This window comes from Salinispora oceanensis (assembly GCF_000383575.1).
Lineage (GTDB): Bacteria > Actinomycetota > Actinomycetes > Mycobacteriales > Micromonosporaceae > Micromonospora > Micromonospora oceanensis.
Genome location: NZ_KB911579.1, coordinates 182,363 through 203,786, shown reverse-complemented (window position 1 = coordinate 203,786; position 21,424 = coordinate 182,363). Strand labels below are relative to the sequence as shown.

The following is a 21,424-nucleotide window of genomic DNA, read 5'->3' as shown; positions in this document are numbered from 1 at the left end:
CATCGACATGTCAGGATTGCTCGCCGGTAAACGGCTGCTGGTCACCGGCGTCATCACCGACGCCTCGATCGCCTTCTCGGTGGCACGCCTCGCCCAGGAGAACGGCGCGCAGGTGGTGCTCACCGGCTACGGTCGGCTCTCCCTGGTCGAGCGGATCGCCAAGCGGCTCCCCGAGCCAGCTCCGGTAATCGAACTGGACGTGACCAACCGCGAGCACCTCGCCGGGCTCGGCGACCGGGTCCGGGAGCACGTCGACGGCCTCGACGGGATCGTCCACTCCATCGGCTTCGCCCCGCAGAGCTGCCTCGGCGGTGGCTTCCTCGACGCGCCCTGGGAGGACGTCGCGACGGCCGTGCACGTCTCGACCTACTCGTACCAGGCCCTCGCCACCGCGGCGCTGCCGCTGATGGCGCCCGGAGGCTCGGTGGTCGGGCTCACCTTCGACGCCACCAAGGCGTGGCCGGTGTACGACTGGATGGGCGTCGCCAAAGCCGGCCTGGAGTCCGCCAGCCGCTACCTGGCCCTGCACCTGGGCCCGAAGGGCATCCGCAGCAACCTGGTCGCGGCCGGGCCGCTGCGTACCGTCGCCGCGAAGTCGATCCCGGGCTTCGAGCAGTTCGAGGATGCCTGGTCGGCGCGGGCACCGTTGGGGTGGAACCTCACCGACTCCGAGCCGGCCGCCCGAGCCTGTCTGGCGCTGCTCTCCGACTGGTTCCCGGCGACCACCGGCGAGATCGTCCATGTCGATGGCGGCTACCACGCCATCGGCGCCTGATCCGGCCGACGGCCCCGGCCGGGGCCGTCGCCAGGTCACCAGGTGGCCCGGGGCCGTCGTAAGGTCACCGAGGCTGCGGGGAAGAATGGGGCCATGGCGTACGACGCGGTGGTGCTGGTTTCTTTCGGCGGGCCCGAGCGGCCCGAGGACGTGATGCCGTTCCTGCAGAACGTGACCCGGGGCCGGGGTGTGCCGCCGGAACGGTTGGCCGAGGTCGCCGAGCATTACCAGCACTTCGGCGGGGTGTCGCCGATCAACCAGCAGTGCCGGGAGCTGCTTGCCGCGATTCGGGACGACTTCGCCGCCAACGGTGTTGACCTGCCGGTCTACTGGGGTAACCGGAACTGGGACCCGATGCTCGCCGACACCGTGGCGCGGATGCGCGACGACGGGGTCGAGCGGGCCCTGGCGTTCGTGACCAGTGCCCTCGGCGGATACTCCTCCTGCCGGCAGTACCAGGAGGACATCGCCGCGGCCCGGGCGGCGGTCGGCCCGGACGCCCCGGTGATCGAGAAACTGCGCCAGTTCTGGGACCACCCCGGGTTCGTCGAGCCGCACGTCGATGCGGTGCGGACGGCGTTGGCCCAGTTGGACCCGGCGCGACGGGACAGCACCCGGATCCTCTTCACCGCCCACTCGATTCCCACCTCCGCGGCGGCAGCCGCCGGCCCGCACGGTGGCCGGTACGAGGCGCAGTTGGCGGAGACCGCCCGGCTGGTGCACGCCGCCGCGGCCCCCGACCTCGCCTACGACCTGGTATGGCAGAGTCGTTCCGGGCCCCCACAGGTACCCTGGCTGGAGCCGGACGTCAACGACCACCTGGCGGAGTTGCCCGGGCAGGGCGTCACCGCGGTGGTGGTCAGCCCGATCGGGTTCGTCTCCGACCACCTTGAGGTGGTGTGGGATCTGGACACCGAAGCCCGGGAGACCGCCAAGCAGCTCGGTCTGGACTTTGTTCGCGCCGCCACGCCGGGCACCGATCCCCGGTTCGTGGCGATGGTGCGCGAACTGGTCCGGGAACGGGCCGATCCGGCTGGCGCGACGTTGCGCCGGCGCCTCGGTGACCTGCCGATGTGGGACACCTGCCCGACAGCCTGCTGCGTTCCGGCCCGCCGCCCCTCCTGACCGCTTCGGCGGCCCGACACCAGGGATCCGAGAGATGAATGATCGTAAGCCCGTCCAGAGCTGGCTCACCGACATGGACGGGGTGCTGGTGCACGAGGGCCAGCCGGTGCCCGGCGCGCCGGAGTTCATCGCCCGGCTGCGCTCCTCCGGTAGGCCGTTCCTGGTGTTGACCAACAACTCCATCTACACGCCGCGCGATCTACAGGCCCGGTTGGTTCGGATGGGGCTGGACGTGCCGGAGTCCGCGATCTGGTCGTCCGCGTTGGCCACCGCGCAGTTCCTGGCCGATCAGCGGCCGGGCGGCACCGCGTACGTGATCGGCGAAGCGGGGCTGACCACGGCGCTGCACGCGGTCGGCTACGTGCTCAGTGACTTCGCGCCCGACTATGTGGTGCTGGGAGAGACCCGTACCTACAGCTTCGAGGCGATCACCAAGGCGATCCGGCTGATCAACGACGGGGCCCGGTTCATCTGTACGAACCCCGACGTGACCGGGCCGTCGATGGAGGGCGCGCTGCCTGCCGCCGGTTCGGTCGCCGCGATGGTGTCGAAGGCGACGGGCGTGGAGCCGTACTTCGTCGGGAAGCCGAATCCGATGATGATGCGGTCGGCGTTGAACACCATCGACGCGCACTCCGAGTCAACGGCGATGATCGGCGACCGGATGGACACCGACATCCTCTGCGGGCTGGAGGCGGGGTTGGAGACGATCCTGGTGCTCACCGGCATCAGCAGCCGGACGGAGGCCGAGCGCTACCCGTACCGGCCGTCGCGGATCGTGGCCTCGGTGGCCGACCTGATCGACGAGATCTGAGCCCCGGCCGCCGCGGTGGCGGTCGGCCGGTGCCGCGGCCCCGGGGCTGGCTACCCGCCCCGCTATGGGCGTAGCGGGGCGTTGCAGGCGGCGGCCAGCGCCTGGCGACAGGCGCTGGTCAACGGGCGCAGCGCCGCGTCGCGTTGCTGGGCCTCGTAGTTGTTGACCGCGCCCCCCGGGGCGGCCTGCCCCGCCAGGGCGAGTACCCGATCCAGCACGGCGGCCCGGGCGAAGAGCCGGCGGGCGCGGGGGTCGAAGCCGGGCGGCAGGTCAGTGGTGCCGTCGGGGCGGCGCAGCGCCTCCAACGCCCCGGCCAGCTCCGGCCGCCACTGGGCCACGTCGAGTCGGGTCAGCGTGGCAGTGGTCTCGGCGAGGGCGGCGGCGAGCTCCGCCTCTGCCTCCGCCGCGCCGGGGAGGTGGAGCGATGCGGCCGGCGCGTCGGCCGGCAGCGGGTAGACCCGCCACAGCACGGTCTCGAAGACATCCCCGGAGCCGGAGGTGTGCGTGCGCAGCTGTGGGACCAGGCCGAGCGAACCCGCGACCACCCCCTCGCCCGCGAGTAGAGCGGCACCGGCGAAGTCGCCCGGGCCAGGCAGCCCGCGCGGGTCGCCGGGCGCGGGCAGCACCAAGCGGATCACGTCGGGCGAGAGCTTGGCGAGCGTGGGCAGCGCCTCGGGCAGGGCGACATCGGTCCAGGTCCCGGGTGCGTCGGCGACCAGGTGCTCCTCGTCGCCGGCGATGGCGTCGGCGACCTCGTCGAACGGCACCAGCCCGGCACGCCACGCGCGCACCCAGGCAACGAACCGGCTGGACCGGCGTGGCGCGACCGTGACCGCGCCCGCTGCGGGGGTGGACATGCCGAAAGGGTACGTCCTCCCGCCCACCTCTGTCTCGGCTGCCGCCCCAGCCGTCCCGCACCCCGACCGGCGTGCCGGGTCGGCGGCGGGGGCCCGCTGGGGCTAGCTTGATCAGCATGGCAGGGCGTTACGACCATGACGTGTTGGCGGGGGACTGGCGGCGGCGCCGGGTCACCCCGGAGGTGGCCGCGGAGCTCGACCTGGTGGTCGAGGACGCCGACTCGGGGTTCTGCGGCGCGGTGGTCGGGTTTGAGGCCGGCGCGGTGCTGCTCGAGGACCGGCACCGACGGCGGCGTACCTTTCCCCTGCTACCGGCGGCGTTCCTGCTTGATGGGGAGCCGGTGACGCTGCGTCGCCCCTCCCGTCCAACGGTGCCGGCGGCTCGGCGACGGACCGCCTCCGGGTCGATCGCCGTCGACAACGTCCCCGCCCAGGTGGCGAAGGCGAGCCGGATCTGGGTGGAGGGGGTGCACGACGCCGCCCTGGTGGAGCGGATCTGGGGCGACGACCTGCGCGTCGAGGGGGTGGTGGTGGAGCCGCTGGACGGGATCGACGATCTCGATGCCCGGGTACGCGACTTCGCCCCCGGCCCGGGCCGGCGGCTCGGCGTACTTGTTGATCACCTCGTCCCCGGTTCCAAGGAGAGTCGGGTGGTGGCCCGGGTGAGCTCGCCGCATGTGCTGGTGACCGGGCATCCCTACGTGGACGTGTGGCAGGCGGTACGGCCGGCCGTACTGAACATCTCGGCCTGGCCGGTGGTGCCGCCCGGGCAGCCCTGGAAGGAGGGGGTCTGCGCGGCGCTCGGGGTGGCCGAGCCCGCCGGGCTGTGGCGGCGGATCCTGTCCCGGGTGAACTCTTTCGCCGATGTCGAGACGCCGTTGATCAACTCCATGGAGCGGTTGATCGATTTTGTGACCGAGCCGGCGCCCTGAGCCGGCGGCGCTGGAGCCTGGCGCTAGCCGAGCCCGGCGGCGGCGCTCTGACCCAGCCGGTTCATCCGATTCCGGCGGGCGTCCCGGGCTGACCTGGTTCGGGTTAGCAGACCCGACCGGGGGCGGGTGTGCACAAGTGCTGCCGGGCTACGGCGAGACGGCAATTCGATGACACGTGCACCGGCGTGTCACGATCGTGGGGTGGACGCGGTGCTGTGGATTGTCGTCGGGGCGGTGCTCGCCGTCGCCGAGATCTTTACGACGACGCTGTTCCTGATCATGTTTGCGGTCGGGGCGTTCGCGGCTGCCGGCGCAGCCGCGCTCGGGGCGCCCGTGGAGATCCAGGCGGTTGTCTTCGCCGTGGTCTCGGCGCTGACCGTGCTGGGTGCCCGTCCGGCGTTGCGGCGTCGGATTACCCTCACCTCGACCGAGGAATCACCATTCGGTGTCGGCGCGATCGAGGGGAGCGCGGCCCTCGTGCTGGAGCGGGTCGACGCCGACAACGGGCTCGTCAAAATCGACGGCGAGTTGTGGCAGGCCCGTTCCTACGATGCGACCCAGGTCTTCGCGCCGGGGGACCGGGTGCAGGTGATCCAGGTGCGCGGCGCCACCGCGCAGGTCTGGCGGGATGATGTTTCCCGGCCCGGCGAGCTACCTGAGACGAAAAGGTGAGTAGATGGACTTCCTGTTGCCGGTCCTACTGATAGCTCTGGCGATCATCGGCGTGGTGACCCTGGCCCAGGCGGTGCGGATCGTGCCGCAGCAGCGCCAGGACGTGGTGGAGCGGCTCGGCCGATACAAGCGCACCCTGGACCCGGGCCTGAACCTGCTGGTGCCCTTCGTCGATTCGGTGCGCACCAAGGTCGACATGCGTGAGCAGGTGGTCAGCTTCCCGCCGCAGCCGGTCATCACCTCGGACAACCTGGTGGTGTCGATCGACACCGTGCTCTACTTCAAGGTGGTGGACTCGGTCCGCGCCACGTACGAGATCTCGAACTTCCTGCAGGCGATCGAGCAGCTCACGGTGACCACGCTGCGTAATGTCATCGGCTCTCTCGATCTGGAGCGGGCGCTGACCAGCCGGGAGGAGATCAACCGGCACCTCTCCGGTGTGCTGGACGAGACCACCGGCCGCTGGGGCATCAAGGTGACCCGGGTGGAGATCAAGGCGATCGAGCCGCCGCCGAGCATCCGGGACTCGATGGAGAAGCAGATGCGCGCCGAGCGGGACCGTCGGGCCGCGATCCTCAACGCCGAGGGGCACAAGGAGTCGCAGATCCTCACCGCCGAGGGCGAGAAGCAGGCGGCGGTGTTGCGCGCCGACGGTGACCGGCAGGCCCGCATCCTGGAGGCCGAGGGGCAGGCGAAGGCGGTCCGGACCGTCTTCGACGCCATCCACCAGGCGAACCCGAGCCAGAAGGTGCTCGCCTACCAGTACCTGCAGGCGCTACCGCAGATCGCGAACGGCTCCGCCAACAAGGTCTGGATCGTTCCGGCCGAGCTGACCAAGGCGCTGGAGGGCATGGGCGGCGCGTTGGGGGGCCTGAGCCAGATGGTCGGTGACGCACCGTCACCGGAGGCCTCGGAAGGGGCCAGCCAGGTCGAGCGGGAGGCCGACGAGGCCGCACGGGCCGCCGCGGACGCCGCGCGGCAGGTCCACGACGAGGCACGCGTCGCCGAGGCGCAGGCCGCCGGAGGCGCGGAGCCGAAGGGACTGCCCGCGCCCGAGCCGGTCCCCGCGGAGAACCTGCTGAACGACTCCACCGAGCAGCGCGAGCGGGGCTGACCGCCAACCTCGCGCGATAACGCGAGAACACCTCATGTGGCGCTCCGGTGCCTGCCACCATCGGTCGTAAGGCGGGTGGTGACCAGGTTTCGGGGCGCCTCGGCGCGTCCCGCACCGCTCGGGCGGAGCGAGGTGACGGATGAAGAAGGCGGACAGGCAACGCCACTCCGCGGCAGCGGAAGTTGGGGCGCACGACCCGATCGCGCCACTGGGCACCCGCCGCGCCGGTGGTGGATTCGGAGTGTTGCCGTTCATCGGGGACCCGCCGCCGGGCGCGCCGGCTACCGACGCGACCTGGGCGTGGTCGATCCGTCGGCTGGCCCGCGCGGCGGTGTGGCTGCTGCCCGCGTACGCGATCCTCTACGGGATCGTCGCGATGGCGAGCGACCGGGGCATCGGCAACGCGCCGTACCCGAGCGATGGCCGTCCGCTATACCTGGTGGGCTGGTTGCTGGCGACCTGGCTGGGACTGCTCGCGGTGCTCGCGCTGGCTGCTCTGCTGGCGGCGACCCGGAGCCGACGGGCCGCGGTGACCGGGCTCCTGTTCAGTATCACGGGCCTGGTGTTGATGTTGCCGTTCGCCGGCTTGGCCGCGCAGACCCCGGTCTTCGGCACCACCGCCCGGGTCGTGGTTCTGGTCGGCTCCGCCTGCTACGGCCTGGGTTGGCTGGCCACCGGTTGGGCGGTCGCCCGTTCCGGCATGTTCAGCATCGGCGACGGTGTGATGTTGATGATCGCGGCGCCGCTGCTTGGCCTGGCGGGTTCGCTGATTGGTTCGTTGCAGACCTTCGGCGCGATCTTCGCACTGATCGCCGGTATCGGCATCGGCTACCGTTCCGGCCGCCTGCTGCCCCGCGACATCATTCGCGACGCCGCCAACGCCAGTCTGCCCACGGCCGCGCCGGCGGCCGGCGGCCCGGCCGGAACCGGCGGACCATTGGCCGCCGGCTGACCTGCTTCGACTGGGATCACGCGGGATCCGACCGGTGGCTGATCTGGACGCTGAGATCGCTTCGTGGCACTCCCGGTACCGACCTCCGAACCGCCGCGTATTCGATCTGGATGCGAACAGGCGGCGGTTCGGGTGGGCGCTGGAAGCCCCGGGTCAGACGTGGCGGCCGTGGTCAGTCGGCCACACCGATGGCCTGACGGGGGCAGGCCATCGCCGCCTGCCGGACCTCATCGTGCTGCTCGGGTCGCGGCTCTTCCACGAGTAGCCAAGCGATGCCTTCGTCGTCCTGGTCGAAGACGTCCGGGGCGGCGAGAACGCACTGTCCGAGGCCGTAGCACCGGTCCCGATCGAGGTTCACCCTCACCACGCCACCGCCAACTCTGACACGTTGTACATGATGTCCTCGTCCTGCACCTTCAGGTCGGCGTCGCCGTCGGCGAGGCGCAGGGTGGGAAAGCGTTCCAGCAACCGGCTGTAGACCACCTCGAGCTCCAGCCGGGCCAGGGCGTGCGCCGGACACTGGTGGGGGCCGTAGCCGAAGGACAGATGCTGGCGTGCGTTGCGTCGCACATCCAGTTCGTCCGGCCGTTCGAACACCGCGGGATCGCGGTTGGCGAGGGGTGGCAGGGCCACCACCCCTTCGCCCGCAGTCACTGTTTGGCCGTCGACTTCCACGTCGTCCATGGCCACCCGGGGTATGCCGAATTGGATCATGGGCAGGTAGCGCATCAGCTCGTCCACCGCGCCGGGCATCAGGTGGGGCTCGCGCCGCAGCAGTTCGAGCTGGTCGGGGTGGCGTAGCAGCGCCGCGACGCCCAAACCGATCATGTGCGCTGTGGTCTCCTGCCCAGCGGCCATGGTGGTCCAGGCCAGCCTGATCAGCATTTCCCGGGTCAGCTCGCCGGTGGACAGGTAGCGGCGCACCATGTGTCCCAGCAGGTCGTCTCGGTCGTGGTGCTCCCGGTCGGTCACCAACTTGTCGAAGTAGGAGACCATGTCCTGCAGGGCGGCGATTTGATCGGCGCTGCTGGTCGCTTCCATCAGCTTGGCCGCCATGCCGGTGAACAGTTCGTATTCGCTGAGCGGGATGCCGACGAGGTGGCAGGCCACCCGCGACGGAACTACCAACGCGACATGCTTGACGAGGTCAGCGCCGGGCCCGGCCGCTGCCAGCTGGTCGAGTGCCTCGTCGGTGATCTGGGTGATGACCGGCCGCATGGCCTTCGCCCGCCGGACAGTGAGTTCGCCGGTCAGCATGCGGCGGTAGTACCTGTGCCGCTCGCCGTCCATGGCGCCGAGGGTGTCCTTGAGGAGGTCGTCGACCGGTTTGCCAGTCCGGTTGGGAAAGCCCGGATGCGACATGTCGGAACTGAGGCGAGGGTCGCTGAGCGCCGCGCGAACCCCTTCGAAGCTGGTGATCAGCCACGATGGCTTTCCGTCGGCCATCCTGACCGGTGCCACGGGGCAGCGGCCGCTGAGCTCGGTGTAGGCCTCCGGGGGGTCGAACGGGGTGGCTCGCTCGAACTGGGGAAACGTGAGCTCGGGTGCCAGCGTGTGCAGTGGAGTGGCGGTCTCGGGGCCGGGTGCGGCGGCAGGGTGTGACGACATGTGGATTCTCCATGGGGGGGGGTCGGGATGCGGTTCCTCCGTTGGCTCCGGACGCGGTGCGTGGTGGCGCACGGCAGCGACAGCGCCCGGGATCCGTCGGCATTGACTGCCTCAGGTGCGGTAACAGGGTGGGCGGGTGCCAGTTGGCGGCCGTCGGAATCGGTCGCCGTTAGTGGCGCAGCCGGTGTTTGTTACCGGGAGTACAGTCACACCTCTCCTTCCTCGCGCGCGGACTCGAAGCCGCGAGCTGCCCCGTGTGATCGGGATGCGCTTCCAACGCATCCGTCATTTCGTCACTCGGGTCCCCACAAGAGGAGTGTGGAGATGGGCCTGATGCACATGATCCATGTCGCAAACGCGACGTATCAAGCGATGTGCCCCAACGGCTGCGCAGTGAATTGCTGGGGACGCAACGCCTGCACCAGGTGGCGGATCGGCCGGGGCCATGGTTCGGACATAGTCGCTGATGAGCGTCGAGAAGCAGCACCTTCCGCCCTGCGGCATCCGATCGCGGCGGGTCGCGCCAGGAAGCGGGCGGCTCGGCGGCAGGCGGATCTGGGAGGCCGCCCGCACTCAGTGCGGAGCAGCCGGTGCGTGAGCATGCTGGATTGGGTAGATCAAACTCGCGAAAAGGTCAAACTTCACCTTTTGGATTGAAAGGTAGAACAATCGTACATTGCATCGGTTTAGTAGGTATATTCGGTCATACTGACGCTCGGCCGAAGGTTGATGACGAGGCGTTCCCGAAGGTCCCGACTGGGTGCTGTCGTGGGAGTGCTCCCCACTGCCTGTTTCCTCCACCCAAACGACAACCCGGGGCGGTTAGGTTGGGAAACAGCTGGCAGTAGCCGGTGAATTGGCTGACAGTCGCCGCTCAGATTGGCTGGTTGGCCGCCTCCCTGGCAATCCTGGACGCCATGGCCCTGCCCCGTACGCCGCTGTCTCGGCTGTTCACCGTGCTGCTCGCCGGCCTGCTCGCTGGTCTCGTCCTGGCGGTCGCCGTGCTGCCGGGCAACCTGGTGCTCGGGTTCGCGGCCCGGTCGGCGCTCGCGAGCTACTCGTCCCTGCCGGACGTGCTGCGGACCCCCGCCACCCCGCAGCGCTCCTACCTCTATGCCAACGACGGCACGACGCTGATCGCGAGCTTCTACGACGTCAACCGCACCGACGTGGGGCTGGACGAGATCGCGCCGTCGCTGCAGGCGGCGATCGTGGCGGCCGAGGATCGCCGCTTCTACGACCACGGCGGCGTGGACCTACGGGGGATGGTCCGGGCCCTGGTCGCCAACGTGACCGGCGGCGAGACCTCGCAGGGCGGCTCGACCCTGACCATGCAGTACGTCCGCAACGTACTCAAGACGGATCCCGGACTGACGGCCGAGGAGCGCGCCGCCGCCACCGAGCAGACCGTCGAACGCAAGCTCCAGGAGATCCGGTACGCCAACGCGCTCGAGCAGCAGCTCAGCAAGGACGAGATCCTCAACCGCTACCTGAACATCGCCTACTTCGGCTCCGGCGCGTACGGCGTTTCGGCGGCCAGCCAGCGGTACTTCGCCAAGACCCCGGCGGAGCTGACCCTCAGCGAGTCGGCGCTGCTCGCCGGCCTGGTGCAGTCGCCCGAGGCGTACAACCCGATCGACGGCGACCAGGAGGCGGCGCTGGACCGGCGGGCGTACGTGCTCGACGCGATGGTCGCCACCGGCGAGATCACCGCTGCCGAGGCCGACACCGCGAAGGTGGAGCCGCTGACGTTGAACCCCACCTCCCAGCCGAACGGCTGCACCGCCTCGTCCGGCGGCGAGGACGACTGGGGTTTCTTCTGCGACTACGTACGCCAGTGGTGGCTGACCCAGCCGGCCTTCGGGGAGACCGTTGAGGAGCGGGAGCAGGCGCTGCGCCGGGGCGGCTACACGGTGGTCACCTCGCTGGACCCGGAGCTGCAGGCGACGGCGCAGCAGCAGGTCATCAGCGTCTACGGGTACGACAACGAGCGCGCGCTGCCGCTCGCGGCGGTGGAGCCCGGCACCGGCCGGGTGCTCGCGATGGCGGTGAACCGGCACTACAGCCTGGCGGAGAACCCGGCCGGGCAGCCGAACTACCCGAACACGGTGAACCCGCTCATCTCCGGCGGCGGCAGCATCGCCGGCTACCAGGCCGGTTCGACCTTCAAGCTGTTCACCATGCTCGCCGCCCTGGAGGCGGGGATGCCGCTCGCCACCGGCTTCGACGCGCCCAGCCAGCTGCCCACCCGGTACCCGGCCGAGGGCGACGCGAGCTGCGACGGAAGCTGGTGCCCGGGCAACGCCAACCCGGCGTGGATGGACGGCTACCGGATGATGTGGGACGGCTTCGGCCGTTCGGTGAACACGTACTTCGTCTGGCTCTCCGAGCAGGTCGGCCCGGAGAAGGTGGTGGAGATGGCGCAGCGTCTCGGCATCACCTTCCGATCCGAGGCGGACGCGGCGTTCGCCGAGAACAACGCGGAGAACTGGGGTTCGTTCACCCTCGGCGTGGCCGCCGCCACCCCGCTGGACCTGGCCAACGCGTACGCCACGGTCGCGGCCGAGGGGACGTACTGCGAGCCGCTACCGGTGGTCTCGGTGACCGCGCCGGATGGCTCGGCGGTGCCGGTCGCACCCTCCTGCGAGCGGGTGCTCGACGCGGAGGTGGCGCGGGCCGCCACCGATGCCGCCCGCTGCCCGGTCGGCCAGCAGTCCTCGACCAACCAGTGCAACGGCGGCACCGCCACCTCGGTGGACCGGATCCTGGATGGCCGGCCGGTCGCCGGCAAAACCGGCACCTCGGACCGGGAGGTCACGGAGAGCTTCGTCGGCTTCACCCCGCAGATCGCGGTCGCCGGCATCGCCGCGAACCCCGACGACACCACCGACGCGGTCGGCAGCGCGGTGCAGGCGCAGGTGATCGACGCGGTCGCCGAGGTGATCTCCACCGCTGTGCAGGGGGAGCCGGAGCAGGGGTTCGTCGCGCCCAGTCCGGAACTGGTCGGTGATCCACAGCGCCCGGTCGAACGGCCGGAGCCGGACCGTGAGCAGCCGGAGCCCGGCGATGACCGTGGTCCCTTCGCCGAGTTGCGTCGCTGGCTGAACCGCGGCTGAGACAGCGCCCGCTCGGGAGCTGCTACTGGCCCAGATCGCCAGCGATGACAAAGGCGACCATGATGTGGGGCGACGCCGGCATGCTCTACTGGCTCATCCGCCCCGAGGATTTCACCGACCGTCGATTTGATCGGGCGCTGTTCACCTGGCAGCGCAGCTGAACGGAACGCGGTCCGCGACTGTCCGGGGCAAGCCGCAACGGCCGCCTTGGTCGGATCCAGTCGAATGCCTGGGTCGCGTTCCACCTCGGTGATCTAGGCGGCCATCACCAGGACGGACGAGGTTTCGGTGCCCGCAGGGCCAGTGGCGGCGTAGGGGCCGTCGGCGCCAGCCACCAACGTCGCCATCTCGACGCGCAGCGTGATGACCGCCGCGGTGTCCCACCTCACGCCGAAGATCGGAACCAGCGGTTATGGAAACGACAACCGTTACCGATAGGCTCTGGTGCGACCTGTCGAAGAAGGAGATCCTCATGGCCGTTCCGAAGCGGAAGATGTCGCGGTCGAACACCCGGCACCGGCGGGCGCAGTGGAAGGCGAGCGTGCCGCAGTTGACCCCCTGCCCCTGTCCACGCAAGGAGATGGTGGTGCCGCACCGGGCGTGCACGCACTGCGGCCTGTACAAGGGGCGCCAGGTGGTGGATACGCCGTGAGTGACCGGCTGCCGGTGACGGTGCTGTCGGGGTTCCTCGGGGCTGGCAAGACCAGCCTGCTCAACCATGTTCTGGCGAACCGCGACGGACTGCGGGTAGCGGTGATCGTCAACGACATGAGTGAGATCAACATTGACGCCGCGTTGGTCCGCGACGGCGGTGCGTTGTCGCGTACCGAAGAGCGGCTGGTGGAGCTGACAAACGGCTGCATCTGCTGCACGCTGCGCGACGACCTGCTCGACGAGGTGGCGCGGCTGGCGCGCCTGGGCCGGTTCGACTATCTGCTGATCGAGTCCAGTGGGATCTCCGAACCGATGCCGGTGGCCGCCACGTTCGCCTTCGGCGTGGAAGCCGGACAGATCCTGGACGACCTGGCCCGGCTGGATACCACGGTCACTGTGGTCGATGCCGCTGGCCTGCTGGCTCGGATCGAGGCGGGGGAGACACTTGAGTCGCGCGGCCTGGCCGCGTACGAGGGTGATGACCGGAGCATCGCCGACCTGCTGGTTGACCAGATCGAGTTCGCCGATGTGCTGGTGGTGAACAAGACCGATCTGTTGGCCTCGGAGGACCTGACGGTCGTGGAGGCTCTGCTGACCCGACTCAACCCGGCCGCCCGTCAGGTCCGTGCAATGCACGGCCGGGTACCACCAGCGATGATCCTCAATACTGGCTGGTTCGACCTGGAGCGGGCGGAGACCACGCCCGGTTGGGTGGCTGAGCTCAACGGCGAGCACGTGCCGGAGACCGAGGAATACGGCATCTCCAGCATCGTGTTCCGCGACCACCGGCCGTTCCACCCGCAGCGCCTGTGGGAGCTGCTCGCCGACGGCTTGGATACCTTCGGGGTGGTGCGATCGAAAGGGTTCCTGTGGCTGGCCAGCCGGCCGGACGTGATGGCCCTCTGGTCACAGGCCGGTGCGTCCGGGCGGTGCGACCCGGCGGGCGTGCCGATCGCGGTGTCCGGGGAGTGGCCGGAGGACCCGGTCGAACGGGCGGAATTGGAGTCTCGCTGGCATCCGGTGTTCGGCGACCGGCAGCAGGAACTGGTCCTCATCGGCGTCAACCTGGACAGCGAAGGGCTGCGGGCTGCCCTGACCGCCTGCCTGCTCACCGATTCGGAGGTCGCCGCCGGGGAATCCTTGTGGCGGGCACTGCCCGACCCGTTTCCCGAGTGGGACTTGGGTGACCTACACGAACACGAACACGCCGAGCCGGTCCAGGCCTAGGCCAAATCGGCGATGATCACCCCTATTTCGTAACCATATTGTCCGATTCCTAACCGCTTCTTCGTAGGGAAATCGCATGCGTTGCAGCCACATCCTGCACCGGGTGGATGACATCCACGCCGCTGTGCGAGCGTTCCAGCAGGTCGGGTTCACGGTCGTGTACGGTCGGCGGCCCGACCGTAGTTCGAATGCGCTGATCTGGTTCGAGGAGGGCCCGTTTATTGAGCTGGTTCGGGTTCCGCGGCTGTCTCTACCGCTACGGTGGGCGGTCCAGCTATACGGCGGCCGTGGCCTGCGGCGGCGGGTGGAACGGTGGGCCGGACTGGACCATTCGTGGATCGATGTGTCCGTCGAGACCGACGACGAGTCGATCGGTGCCGAACGGGATCGGCTCGTCGCCGCGGGCGTGCCGATGAGCCGGATTCTGAACATGCGCAGGGCGACCCCGGACGGCGTCACCCTGCGCTGGCAGCTCGCTGTGCCACAGGACCCGAGCCTGCCGTTCGCCATGTCCGCCTACCGGCCGTCAGCCCGGCCGGAGCGGGTCGTGCACGCCAACGGAGCCACCTCGGTCGCGCGCGTTCACGTCGCGGTCCCAGCGGCCACCCGCGCGGCCTGGCAGTCACTCCTCGACGGTGCGGACCCGTGGATCCGGTTGTCGGACGGGGACGGCGACAGCCACGGCGTCCGGCTGGTCGAGCTGTCGGGTCTGACCGCGCCCCTGGATCTGGAATCCATCGGTGGGCTGCCGCTACAGCCGGTCGACTCGCCATGACCACGCTCGGTGGGGGCCGCTCCACGTGGTACCGGGCGCTGCAACCCGAGGTGCGGGTGGAACCAGCGGGTGGGCTGCTGTCTCCCGTCACGAGCCAGGAACGGCCACGGACACGTCGGTGATCTCCATGTCAGGGGGCGACATGAGCGCTGCCAGCACGGTCCGGGCTACGCTGCGCGGCTGGATATACGCCTGCGCCACGTACTCGGCGCCCTCCTGCCGATGGATGGCTCGCTGCATCTCGGTGGCTGTCCTGCCGGGGTAGACGCTCGTCACGCGAATCCCGTGCGGGCCCTCCTCCGCGCGCAACGCCTGCGCTAGTGCGCGGGCCGCGTGCTTGCTCGCGGAGTATGGGCCCCACCCGGGGCTGGTGCGAAGGCCCTGACCGGAGTTGACAAAGACCACCTGGCCGCGCGCGGTCCGGAGCGCAGGCAACAGACAACGGGTGAGCTCAGCTGGGCCTGCCACGTTGACTTTGTACTGATCCATCCAACTGTTGGTCTCGGAGTCGGCGATGGAGCCCAGCTGGGCCAGACCCGCGCTGTGCACGAGACCATCGATGGGGCTGTCTCTGGCGGCCAGCGCGGATCCGTGAGCGGCGATGCCCTCCACGTCGAGCAAATCGAGCACCAGGGTCTCGCATCCGCCCAGTCGCCCGGCCGCTGCGTCGAGACGCCCGCGGTGGCTACCCACCAGGACCAGTTGATGCCCCTGCTCATGCAGCAGCTCCGCGACGGCTCCGCCGATGCCGCCAGTGGCCCCGGTAATCACATATCTGCCCATCAGGCCTCCGTCAGCCGAAGAGGTGGTAGCGGTCGAGTCACCCTCCGCCATCCGGGGCCGCGATCTCCGCGTGGCATCGTCCTTCGGAGAATTGATCGGCGTATGCGTCATGGAGGGGTATGTGGCCAGAACCTACCTCAGCGATGGTGAGACGGTCACCGAGGACCTGCCGGCGAGTGGTGAGCTCCGGGCAGCCAAAGCCGGAGCGCTGGGCGATCAGCACCAGCGCGGGAACACCGGAGGGAAGGGACGGCTGGGCTCTGGGTGGTGGCGGCGGTACTCAACAGAGGGTTACCCGACGATGTCGGTGTCAGCGGTCCCACCTGCGGTGGCGGCGGCCAGGTCGATCGCCTCGGCACTGGGCTTGAAGGCCGACGACGCGGTCGTCCTGCAGGCTTCGAACCGGCTCACGCTGCGCCTGCTGCCCTGCGATGTCCTGGCCCGAGTAGGCCCTGGCGGGCACCAGGAGGCGCGGCTCGAAATCGAGCTCGCGCAACAGCTTGCAGATTTCGGGAGCCCGGTGGCTGTTCCTGACCCTCGGGTCGAGCCGCGTGTCTACCCGCAGAATGGCTACGCGGTGACGTTCTGGACCTACTACGAACCGGTGCCATCGGCAGTGGTCTCCCCGGCCGACTACGCGAGTGCGCTGCACCGGCTGCACGCCGGCATGCGTACGCTCGAGGTCCCCACGCCGCACTTCACCGACCGCGTCCGGCAGGCCCAGGAACTCGTGGCGAGCCGCCATCGCGCGCCGATGCTCACCGATATGGACCGGGAACTTCTCGGCAACGCATTACGCGGCTTGAGCCGGGCCGTCCGCGAGCACGGCAGCGCCGAGCAATTACTGCACGGCGAGCCGCACCCGGGTAACGCGTTGGCGACAAGGGACGGGGTGCTGTTTATTGACTTGGAGACGTGCTGCCGGGGACCGGTCGAATTCGACCTCGCCCACGCGCCCGAGGAAGTCGGCGAGCACTATCCCGGTGTCGACAATCGTTTGCTCCGCGAGTGCCGGATCCTGGTGCTGGCGATGATCGCCGCATGGCGTTGGGATCGAGCGGATCGACTTCCCAATGGACGCCAGCTCGGCGCGAATTGGCTTCGCCAGCTGCGCGCGGCGCTCGACAGTCTCGACTGACGGCCGACGGCTGACGGCCGACAGTTTTGGTCTCATCGATCATCCTCGCCTTCCCGTTCTAGATCGAACTGTCCACACCCATTCCGGGTACGGATGCCCCGCCCGTGCCTCCGCCGAAATTTGGGTCTTCCCCCAACGCGCCTCCATGACGCACACTCTGTCAACACGCCATGGGATGAAGACACAGCATTTGTGCACGTTGTTGGGACGTCCGAGAACATCCTTGAATGGAGGCAGGATGAACTATGCATTGCAGCGGGCCATGGTGGAGGCGGGGGAGACCGCGGAGAGCCTGGCTGCCCAGACCGGCGTCGACCCGAAAACTGCGGCGCGTTGGATTACGCCGGGGCGAGTTCCGCGGCCCCGTCGCCGCCTCCAGGTGGCCACTATCCTCGGTCGGGAGGTTGAGGAGCTCTGGCCCGATGTCGTCAAACGTCGCGAGCCGGAGTGGTTGCGGGAATGGGTTGACTGGGAGCGTGAAGCGGTCGCGGTGCGCTGGTTCGAGCACACCTGGATTCCCGGCCTGCTCCAAACGGAGGACTACGCCCGCGCGACCCTCGCCGGCGAGGCGCTGACCCCGGGCGAGGTCGACGAGCTCGTCGCCTCCCGGATCAGTCGACAGGCCATCCTCCGCACCGACCGCCCCCCGCTGCTGACCGCCGTCATCTTCGAGGGGGTGCTCTACCAGTCGGCCTACGGCGACCGCCGGCTGATGCGCGAACAGCTTGAGTTCCTCGCCGAGCGCGCCACCGACGACACGGTGCAGGTCCACCTGGTGCCCAAGGACATCGGGATGTATCCGGGGCTCGGCGGCGGCTTCATCCTCGCCGAACTGCCCGAGGTCGAGCACGTCGCCCACGTCGACAGTCAGGCGCCCGCGCAGATCCTCCGGCAGGCCGCCGACGTTGCTACCCTGAGCCGAAGGTGGGAGCGCATCAGGGGCGAATCCCTCCCCCGAGCTTCCTCCTTGGAGCTGATCAGAGAAGCGGCGGGATCATGGACTTGACCGGTGCGCGATGGCGCAAAAGCAGCAAGAGCGGCAACAACGGTGGCTCGTGCGTTGAGGTCGCCGACAATCTCCCCGGCGTCGTCGGCGTCCGGGACTCCAAGGACCCGGCCGGCCCGGCGCTGGTCTTCGGCCCGGCGGCGTGGCGGGCCTTCGTCACCCGACTCCCCGACGGCAGCTGACCGACCCGACGCCGACGCGCCCGCCCCTCGGGGCGGGCGCGTCGTTTCTGGAACCGGTGTCACCGGTCAACGGGGGTCACGGGTTGTGGGTCACCTCGAAGCCGGCACCGTAGATGTCCGCGGGGTCGGCGGCGTCTCGCGCGCGAAGGTCGGCGAGGATGTTGGCGGAGCTGGTGTATTGGTACGGCGGAAGTTGCAGACCCATCCCCTTGGTGATGCCAGCCCACGGCCCCTCGGCCTGGAATCCATTCTCCTCGGACGGGTAGGCGCTGCCCGGCACGTGCCAGATCGTCGGACCCCCCGAGTCGCCTGGCCAGTGTTGGGCCCAGGACCGGTAGATACCATTCGTGTTGTGAGTTATGCCGGCATACCAGATGCCAAGCTGGCCCATGACGATGATTTCATTGGTGCTGAGCCACCCGGCACCGAGCAGCCGTTCGTTATCCAGCGCGGGGCTCAACGCGTTCGGGCTTGCCGTGCCGCCCGGGACCTCCACCTCACCCGTCTGTTTCAGGTACGGGCCCTGGGCGGAGAGGGTCACCTCCGGGACTAGTTCGATGATCATGTAGTCCTTGGTCAGGTGGCCCGTACCAGACCCCTCTGGGTCTTTGAAGTAGCGAATGTGGCCAATCGGGCCGAATTCCGGATCCTGTCGATGGTAGACGGGAGCGATGTTCTCGTGGATCTCGCGATCGGCGTAATCCGGGTCGTTAATGCAGTGACCGGCTGAGATTGCGATCTTCCGACCGTAGTCGTCGGTGCCCACCGCGCCGATCGTGCAGAAATCGTCCGGCGCAGTCGGGCTGAAGCTGATCTGCATCGCGTTGTGGACACGCTTTTCTGGTACCGCACTGGCGGTGCCAACACCGAGGGTGCTGCCGAGTAGCAGCCCCACGGAAACTGCACCCAGCCATCGAACTCGCGTTCGCCGACCGAATGGAATGACTCTCATGTGGACCTCCTTGTGTCGAGTGCCATTCCACCGTACGACAAATGCTGTTTGTGGGAATTAACTGCAAGATTGCTGACGATCGGCTGGTCAGTTATGCTTGCGCGGTGTAGGGCGCGGGTGAATGTGGACGGTAGCGCCTACTGCTTGCGGTACGAGTGGTTGAGGTGCTCCTGAAGCCGGAAATGGCGGAACTGATAGACCGCACCGTTCTGCCGGAGCGCACCTCGGTAGTAGGCGTGTTCCAGAAAGGCAATCGTGTTCCACGGCAGCCGGCCGGTCAGCGGCAGCCACACCCGGCACAGGACCACCCACTGCCCCCAGGCGGTGAAGCAGAACGCGTACGACAAAGCGCTGCCCAGGCCACCGGCGGCACCGATGAGCAGCGTGTCGGGTAGCTCCCAGCTCAGTGGCCCGAGAGGTCCCTGGAGCAGGTTGACGACCAGCCGTCCACCGAAGGCGATGGCCAGAGTGAGCATGGGGGCGAGAATGAGGACCTGTTGGCCCACAGTCGTCCGGTTCGCCGACAGGAGGTGGACCGGAGTGGCGGCGAAGGACACGTCCACCGGCACCTCCAGCGCGGCCAGGAGCCCGAACACCAGCCCGACCGCCAAGCCAAAGATCAGCCCGAAGACCAGCATGTTGATCAGGGTGGCCCGGATCGCTTCGGGACTGGTGAGCGGGGTCTCCCAGTACCGCGCGCGGATGACGGCGACGGCGCAGGCGCAGCCGACGCCCATCACGAATCCGCCCAGCAAGACCACCGCGAACCGGAGCAAGAACGCCCGAGCGGGCGGGCGGGCGCTGCCGCTTCGGCCGCGACGTAGCCGGAGCCGCACGTGGGCCGGTTGGAAGGTGCCGCCGAAGGCGATAATCGCCGCGTAGACAGTCCCGAACGCGAGGCCGGCCGACAGCCCCAGCATGGCCCCTTCCAGCAGGACCTGCCCACGGCTGGCCTGGGCCGCGACCAGCCCGATCGTCCAGGTTGATCCGGCGACACACAGCGCGGAGACGACGGTCGCGACTCCGATCCGCGTCGAACGACGAAGGGAGTCACCGAGCTGCCACCACGCGAGGTCTCGCCGGAGTTGGTGGGGCCGTACCAACTGGTGGGCGAGGTAGCCGAGCCAGTGCGCCGCGCGCTGCGGGTCCCAGCTCTGTCGCCAGCGGCCACCGGCGTTGCGCCCCGGCAACGATGGTCGGTACACCGTCGAGACGAAGCCGGCCAGCAGGTGCTTCTCGACGGACTCCGCGCTGGGGAAACGGGCGCTGTCCAGCAGTTCGACCGGATCGCGGTGCGGTGCCTCGCTGTACATCGCCCGCGCCAGGGCGACCATCAGGGGAGTGGTCAGAACCTTCGTGAGGACCGTGGCCGCCGGGGACCGCTGGGCCTGCAGCTGTTCCAGTACGGGATCCCACCCCGCCCCGGTCTCGTCGCGGCCGGCCGGGCGGGCGGTTCGGGGCAGGTAGGCCGTGAGATCGTCGAGGGTGAGGTCAACAAGTTCGATGCTCGCGGCCCAGTTCAGCGGCGCCCCGGCTCCCCGCACCGCGTCGGCGTACTCGTCCCGGCGGCTGGTCAGCACCAGCGGCAGTGAGGTCGCGTTGAGGGCTTCGAGCGCGTCCCGCCGTAGGCCTTCGGCGATCTCGTCAAACCCGTCCAGGACAGGCAGGATGAGATCCGCGTCGACCAGTGCGGCGGCCAGCGTCGGCCCGCCCGGAGTCCGGCGGGCCAGGTGTGGGTGGTCCCGCAACAGCTGACCGATCAGCCAGTCCCGCAGGGTGGTGGCCGTCGCGTCCCAGGTGCCGATGTTGAAGATCAGCGGCACTCGATCGGGCAGAGTGAGGGTCGCAAGGGAATCCAGGACAAGCCGGATCAACAGGATCGACTTGCCCGAACCCGCCCGGCCCAGGATCACCAACCGTCCGGACCGGATCCTCCGGTAGACCTCGGCGATACTTCGCAGCTCACCATCGAGGTTCAGCTGCGTCGTAGCTCCCGGTGGAAGGCGCTGGATGTTCGCCGCGTAGTCCACCAGCGGTGCGGGGGCCGACCGCCAGCGCAACGGCAACGGAAACGGGTCGTGGACCTGGCGCCGCTCCTCCTCACGTCGCCACCGCCGCCAAGTTTCCCTCGCCAACGCGTCCGCAGCCGCCAGCACGGCGGCCGGCGGTGCCGACACGGGAGCCCGATCCGACGGTGACCGGGGTGACTTGCTCGCCGACTCAGTTGGGCCAGGAGTCGTGGGGGCGGCCTGAGTCATGGCCGTGGACGGGGTGCCGGCTCTCGCCAGCTTCGCCGCCAGGAGCTCGCGGTCCGCGGACCCGAGCTCAAGCGCGTCAGCCAACAGGTTCAGCGTTCCCAAGCGATGATCAATGTTTCTCGCCGACTCCAGCCGGCGAATCGTGCGGACACTCACCCCGGACCGTTCCGCCACCGCCTCCTGCGTCAATCCCGCCTGATTCCGCAGTTGGCGCAAGAGCGGTCCGAGTTGCTCCGTCACCTCGCAGCTCCTCCCCAGGCGCGGCTATCGATCAGCGTAACGGAACTCCGGTCACCGATGGCCGGTGCTGTGGCCTGTCCCGGGGACCCAGGAGGATGTCATCATCCGCGACGCCCGATCCGCGCGTCGGCAGTCCGACGCCGCCGGGTGGGCGCGATACTCGGCACCTACGCCGCGTCGGTTGCGCCACCAGTTGGGGGTGCTCCTCGGGCAAGGTGGGTGGACTGGGCGGCGTCCGCGTCGT

General features: G+C 69.2%; 22 protein-coding genes. 15 read left to right on the top strand and 7 right to left on the bottom strand.

Going from position 1 to position 21,424, the window contains the following annotated elements:
* The first annotated feature begins 7 nt into the window (after nt 1–7).
* The 3 genes from fabI (at nt 8) to SALPAC4_RS0100780 (ending at nt 2,714) form a co-directional block, all read left to right on the top strand.
* Nucleotides 8–775, top strand: a complete 768-nt coding sequence (fabI, locus tag SALPAC4_RS0100790) for an enoyl-ACP reductase FabI (RefSeq protein ID WP_019868743.1) — start codon at nt 8–10, stop codon at nt 773–775.
* Between the two features lie 93 nt (nt 776–868).
* Entirely contained in the window at nt 869–1,900 is a 1,032-nt protein-coding gene (locus SALPAC4_RS0100785; protein WP_019868742.1) for a ferrochelatase, read from the top strand.
* A gap of 34 nt (nt 1,901–1,934) precedes the next feature.
* Entirely contained in the window at nt 1,935–2,714 is a 780-nt protein-coding gene (locus tag SALPAC4_RS0100780) for an HAD-IIA family hydrolase (RefSeq protein ID WP_018731717.1), read from the top strand.
* 62 nt (nt 2,715–2,776) lie between these two features.
* Here SALPAC4_RS0100780 and SALPAC4_RS0100775 read toward each other — a convergent pair whose 3' ends face one another.
* Complete coding sequence (locus SALPAC4_RS0100775) at nt 2,777–3,571, bottom strand: hypothetical protein (protein WP_018731718.1); 795 nt, start codon at nt 3,569–3,571, stop codon at nt 2,777–2,779.
* 116 nt (nt 3,572–3,687) lie between these two features.
* On the opposite strand from SALPAC4_RS0100775, the gene SALPAC4_RS0100770 reads away from it, so the two are divergent.
* The 4 genes from SALPAC4_RS0100770 to SALPAC4_RS0100755 all read left to right on the top strand — a co-directional run bounded on the left by SALPAC4_RS0100770 (nt 3,688) and on the right by SALPAC4_RS0100755 (nt 7,241).
* The gene (locus SALPAC4_RS0100770; RefSeq protein WP_019868741.1) at nt 3,688–4,503 is read left to right on the top strand and encodes a DUF3097 domain-containing protein; all 816 of its coding nucleotides are present in this window, start codon (nt 3,688–3,690) and stop codon (nt 4,501–4,503) included.
* Between the two features lie 201 nt (nt 4,504–4,704).
* Nucleotides 4,705–5,175, top strand: coding sequence for an NfeD family protein (locus tag SALPAC4_RS0100765; protein WP_019868740.1), 471 nt, complete (start codon nt 4,705–4,707; stop codon nt 5,173–5,175).
* A 4-nt stretch (nt 5,176–5,179) separates the two neighbouring features.
* Nucleotides 5,180–6,289 carry an SPFH domain-containing protein gene (locus tag SALPAC4_RS0100760; RefSeq protein ID WP_019868739.1) on the top strand — a complete coding sequence of 370 codons (1,110 nt, stop codon included), beginning with the start codon at nt 5,180–5,182 and terminating at the stop codon, nt 6,287–6,289.
* A 139-nt stretch (nt 6,290–6,428) separates the two neighbouring features.
* Complete coding sequence (locus SALPAC4_RS0100755; protein ID WP_019868738.1) at nt 6,429–7,241, top strand: hypothetical protein; 813 nt, start codon at nt 6,429–6,431, stop codon at nt 7,239–7,241.
* 172 nt (nt 7,242–7,413) lie between these two features.
* Here the strand turns inward: SALPAC4_RS0100755 and SALPAC4_RS0100750 are convergent, their stop codons facing one another.
* Nucleotides 7,414–7,608, bottom strand: coding sequence for a ferredoxin (locus SALPAC4_RS0100750; RefSeq protein WP_027644804.1), 195 nt, complete (start codon nt 7,606–7,608; stop codon nt 7,414–7,416).
* The gene (locus tag SALPAC4_RS0100745; RefSeq protein ID WP_019868736.1) at nt 7,602–8,849 is read right to left on the bottom strand and encodes a cytochrome P450; all 1,248 of its coding nucleotides are present in this window, start codon (nt 8,847–8,849) and stop codon (nt 7,602–7,604) included. Before SALPAC4_RS0100745 ends, SALPAC4_RS0100750 begins: the two co-directional genes overlap by 7 nt.
* Nucleotides 8,850–9,700: 851 nt before the next feature.
* On the opposite strand from SALPAC4_RS0100745, the gene SALPAC4_RS0100740 reads away from it, so the two are divergent.
* Together SALPAC4_RS0100740 and SALPAC4_RS25915 are read left to right on the top strand one after the other, a co-directional pair.
* A complete protein-coding gene (locus tag SALPAC4_RS0100740; protein ID WP_019868735.1) occupies nt 9,701–11,965 on the top strand; it encodes a transglycosylase domain-containing protein in 2,265 nt (754 codons plus the stop codon).
* 44 nt (nt 11,966–12,009) lie between these two features.
* Entirely contained in the window at nt 12,010–12,126 is a 117-nt protein-coding gene (locus SALPAC4_RS25915) for a DUF1963 domain-containing protein (RefSeq protein ID WP_019868734.1), read from the top strand.
* A gap of 93 nt (nt 12,127–12,219) precedes the next feature.
* Here SALPAC4_RS25915 and SALPAC4_RS28785 read toward each other — a convergent pair whose 3' ends face one another.
* Nucleotides 12,220–12,354, bottom strand: a complete 135-nt coding sequence (locus tag SALPAC4_RS28785; RefSeq protein WP_019868733.1) for a hypothetical protein — start codon at nt 12,352–12,354, stop codon at nt 12,220–12,222.
* A gap of 83 nt (nt 12,355–12,437) precedes the next feature.
* On the opposite strand from SALPAC4_RS28785, the gene rpmF reads away from it, so the two are divergent.
* The 3 genes from rpmF (at nt 12,438) to SALPAC4_RS0100715 (ending at nt 14,621) form a co-directional block, all read left to right on the top strand.
* The gene (rpmF, locus tag SALPAC4_RS0100725; protein ID WP_026273465.1) at nt 12,438–12,617 is read left to right on the top strand and encodes a 50S ribosomal protein L32; all 180 of its coding nucleotides are present in this window, start codon (nt 12,438–12,440) and stop codon (nt 12,615–12,617) included.
* Entirely contained in the window at nt 12,614–13,846 is a 1,233-nt protein-coding gene (locus SALPAC4_RS0100720) for a GTP-binding protein (RefSeq protein ID WP_019868731.1), read from the top strand. The genes rpmF and SALPAC4_RS0100720 overlap by 4 nt, the downstream gene beginning before the upstream one ends.
* 76 nt (nt 13,847–13,922) lie before the next feature.
* On the top strand, nt 13,923–14,621 hold the full coding sequence (locus tag SALPAC4_RS0100715) for a VOC family protein (RefSeq protein ID WP_019868730.1): 699 nt from the start codon (nt 13,923–13,925) through the stop codon (nt 14,619–14,621).
* 87 nt (nt 14,622–14,708) lie between these two features.
* Here the strand turns inward: SALPAC4_RS0100715 and SALPAC4_RS0100710 are convergent, their stop codons facing one another.
* Nucleotides 14,709–15,404 (bottom strand): SDR family oxidoreductase, encoded by a 696-nt coding sequence (locus SALPAC4_RS0100710; RefSeq protein ID WP_033664988.1) that lies wholly within the window; start codon nt 15,402–15,404, stop codon nt 14,709–14,711.
* Nucleotides 15,405–15,474: 70 nt separating this feature from the next.
* Between SALPAC4_RS0100710 and SALPAC4_RS0100705 the strand changes: the two genes are divergently transcribed.
* The 3 genes from SALPAC4_RS0100705 (at nt 15,475) to SALPAC4_RS0100695 (ending at nt 17,730) form a co-directional block, all read left to right on the top strand.
* Nucleotides 15,475–16,542 carry a phosphotransferase family protein gene (locus SALPAC4_RS0100705; RefSeq protein WP_223874678.1) on the top strand — a complete coding sequence of 356 codons (1,068 nt, stop codon included), beginning with the start codon at nt 15,475–15,477 and terminating at the stop codon, nt 16,540–16,542.
* 238 nt (nt 16,543–16,780) lie between these two features.
* Nucleotides 16,781–17,548: a DUF5753 domain-containing protein gene (locus SALPAC4_RS0100700; protein WP_018827423.1), complete on the top strand. Its 768-nt coding sequence runs from the start codon at nt 16,781–16,783 to the stop codon at nt 17,546–17,548.
* Nucleotides 17,539–17,730: a DUF397 domain-containing protein gene (locus SALPAC4_RS0100695; protein ID WP_018223455.1), complete on the top strand. Its 192-nt coding sequence runs from the start codon at nt 17,539–17,541 to the stop codon at nt 17,728–17,730. The genes SALPAC4_RS0100700 and SALPAC4_RS0100695 overlap by 10 nt, the downstream gene beginning before the upstream one ends.
* 76 nt (nt 17,731–17,806) lie before the next feature.
* Here the strand turns inward: SALPAC4_RS0100695 and SALPAC4_RS0100690 are convergent, their stop codons facing one another.
* Together SALPAC4_RS0100690 and SALPAC4_RS0100685 are read right to left on the bottom strand one after the other, a co-directional pair.
* Nucleotides 17,807–18,682 carry a hypothetical protein gene (locus tag SALPAC4_RS0100690; protein WP_027644807.1) on the bottom strand — a complete coding sequence of 292 codons (876 nt, stop codon included), beginning with the start codon at nt 18,680–18,682 and terminating at the stop codon, nt 17,807–17,809.
* A 137-nt stretch (nt 18,683–18,819) separates the two neighbouring features.
* The gene (locus SALPAC4_RS0100685) at nt 18,820–21,180 is read right to left on the bottom strand and encodes a helix-turn-helix domain-containing protein (protein WP_019868726.1); all 2,361 of its coding nucleotides are present in this window, start codon (nt 21,178–21,180) and stop codon (nt 18,820–18,822) included.
* Nucleotides 21,181–21,424 lie beyond the last annotated feature (244 nt).

Excerpts from the sequence above, each read along its gene's own strand:
- SALPAC4_RS0100700 (WP_018827423.1), top strand. The coding sequence starts at position 16,781 with ATGAACTATGCATTGCAGCGGGCCATGGTGGAGGCGGGGGAGACCGCG.
- rpmF (WP_026273465.1), top strand. The coding sequence starts at position 12,438 with ATGGCCGTTCCGAAGCGGAAGATGTCGCGGTCGAACACCCGGCACCGG.
- SALPAC4_RS0100770 (WP_019868741.1), top strand. The coding sequence starts at position 3,688 with ATGGCAGGGCGTTACGACCATGACGTGTTGGCGGGGGACTGGCGGCGG.
- SALPAC4_RS0100715 (WP_019868730.1), top strand. The coding sequence starts at position 13,923 with ATGCGTTGCAGCCACATCCTGCACCGGGTGGATGACATCCACGCCGCT.
- SALPAC4_RS0100745 (WP_019868736.1), bottom strand. The coding sequence starts at position 8,849 with ATGTCGTCACACCCTGCCGCCGCACCCGGCCCCGAGACCGCCACTCCA.
- SALPAC4_RS0100755 (WP_019868738.1), top strand. The coding sequence starts at position 6,429 with ATGAAGAAGGCGGACAGGCAACGCCACTCCGCGGCAGCGGAAGTTGGG.
- SALPAC4_RS25915 (WP_019868734.1), top strand. The coding sequence starts at position 12,010 with ATGACAAAGGCGACCATGATGTGGGGCGACGCCGGCATGCTCTACTGG.
- SALPAC4_RS0100785 (WP_019868742.1), top strand. The coding sequence starts at position 869 with ATGGCGTACGACGCGGTGGTGCTGGTTTCTTTCGGCGGGCCCGAGCGG.
- SALPAC4_RS0100760 (WP_019868739.1), top strand. The coding sequence starts at position 5,180 with ATGGACTTCCTGTTGCCGGTCCTACTGATAGCTCTGGCGATCATCGGC.
- SALPAC4_RS0100780 (WP_018731717.1), top strand. The coding sequence starts at position 1,935 with ATGAATGATCGTAAGCCCGTCCAGAGCTGGCTCACCGACATGGACGGG.
- SALPAC4_RS0100775 (WP_018731718.1), bottom strand. The coding sequence starts at position 3,571 with ATGTCCACCCCCGCAGCGGGCGCGGTCACGGTCGCGCCACGCCGGTCC.
- SALPAC4_RS0100695 (WP_018223455.1), top strand. The coding sequence starts at position 17,539 with ATGGACTTGACCGGTGCGCGATGGCGCAAAAGCAGCAAGAGCGGCAAC.
- fabI (WP_019868743.1), top strand. The coding sequence starts at position 8 with ATGTCAGGATTGCTCGCCGGTAAACGGCTGCTGGTCACCGGCGTCATC.
- SALPAC4_RS0100710 (WP_033664988.1), bottom strand. The coding sequence starts at position 15,404 with ATGGGCAGATATGTGATTACCGGGGCCACTGGCGGCATCGGCGGAGCC.
- SALPAC4_RS0100690 (WP_027644807.1), bottom strand. The coding sequence starts at position 18,682 with ATGAGAGTCATTCCATTCGGTCGGCGAACGCGAGTTCGATGGCTGGGT.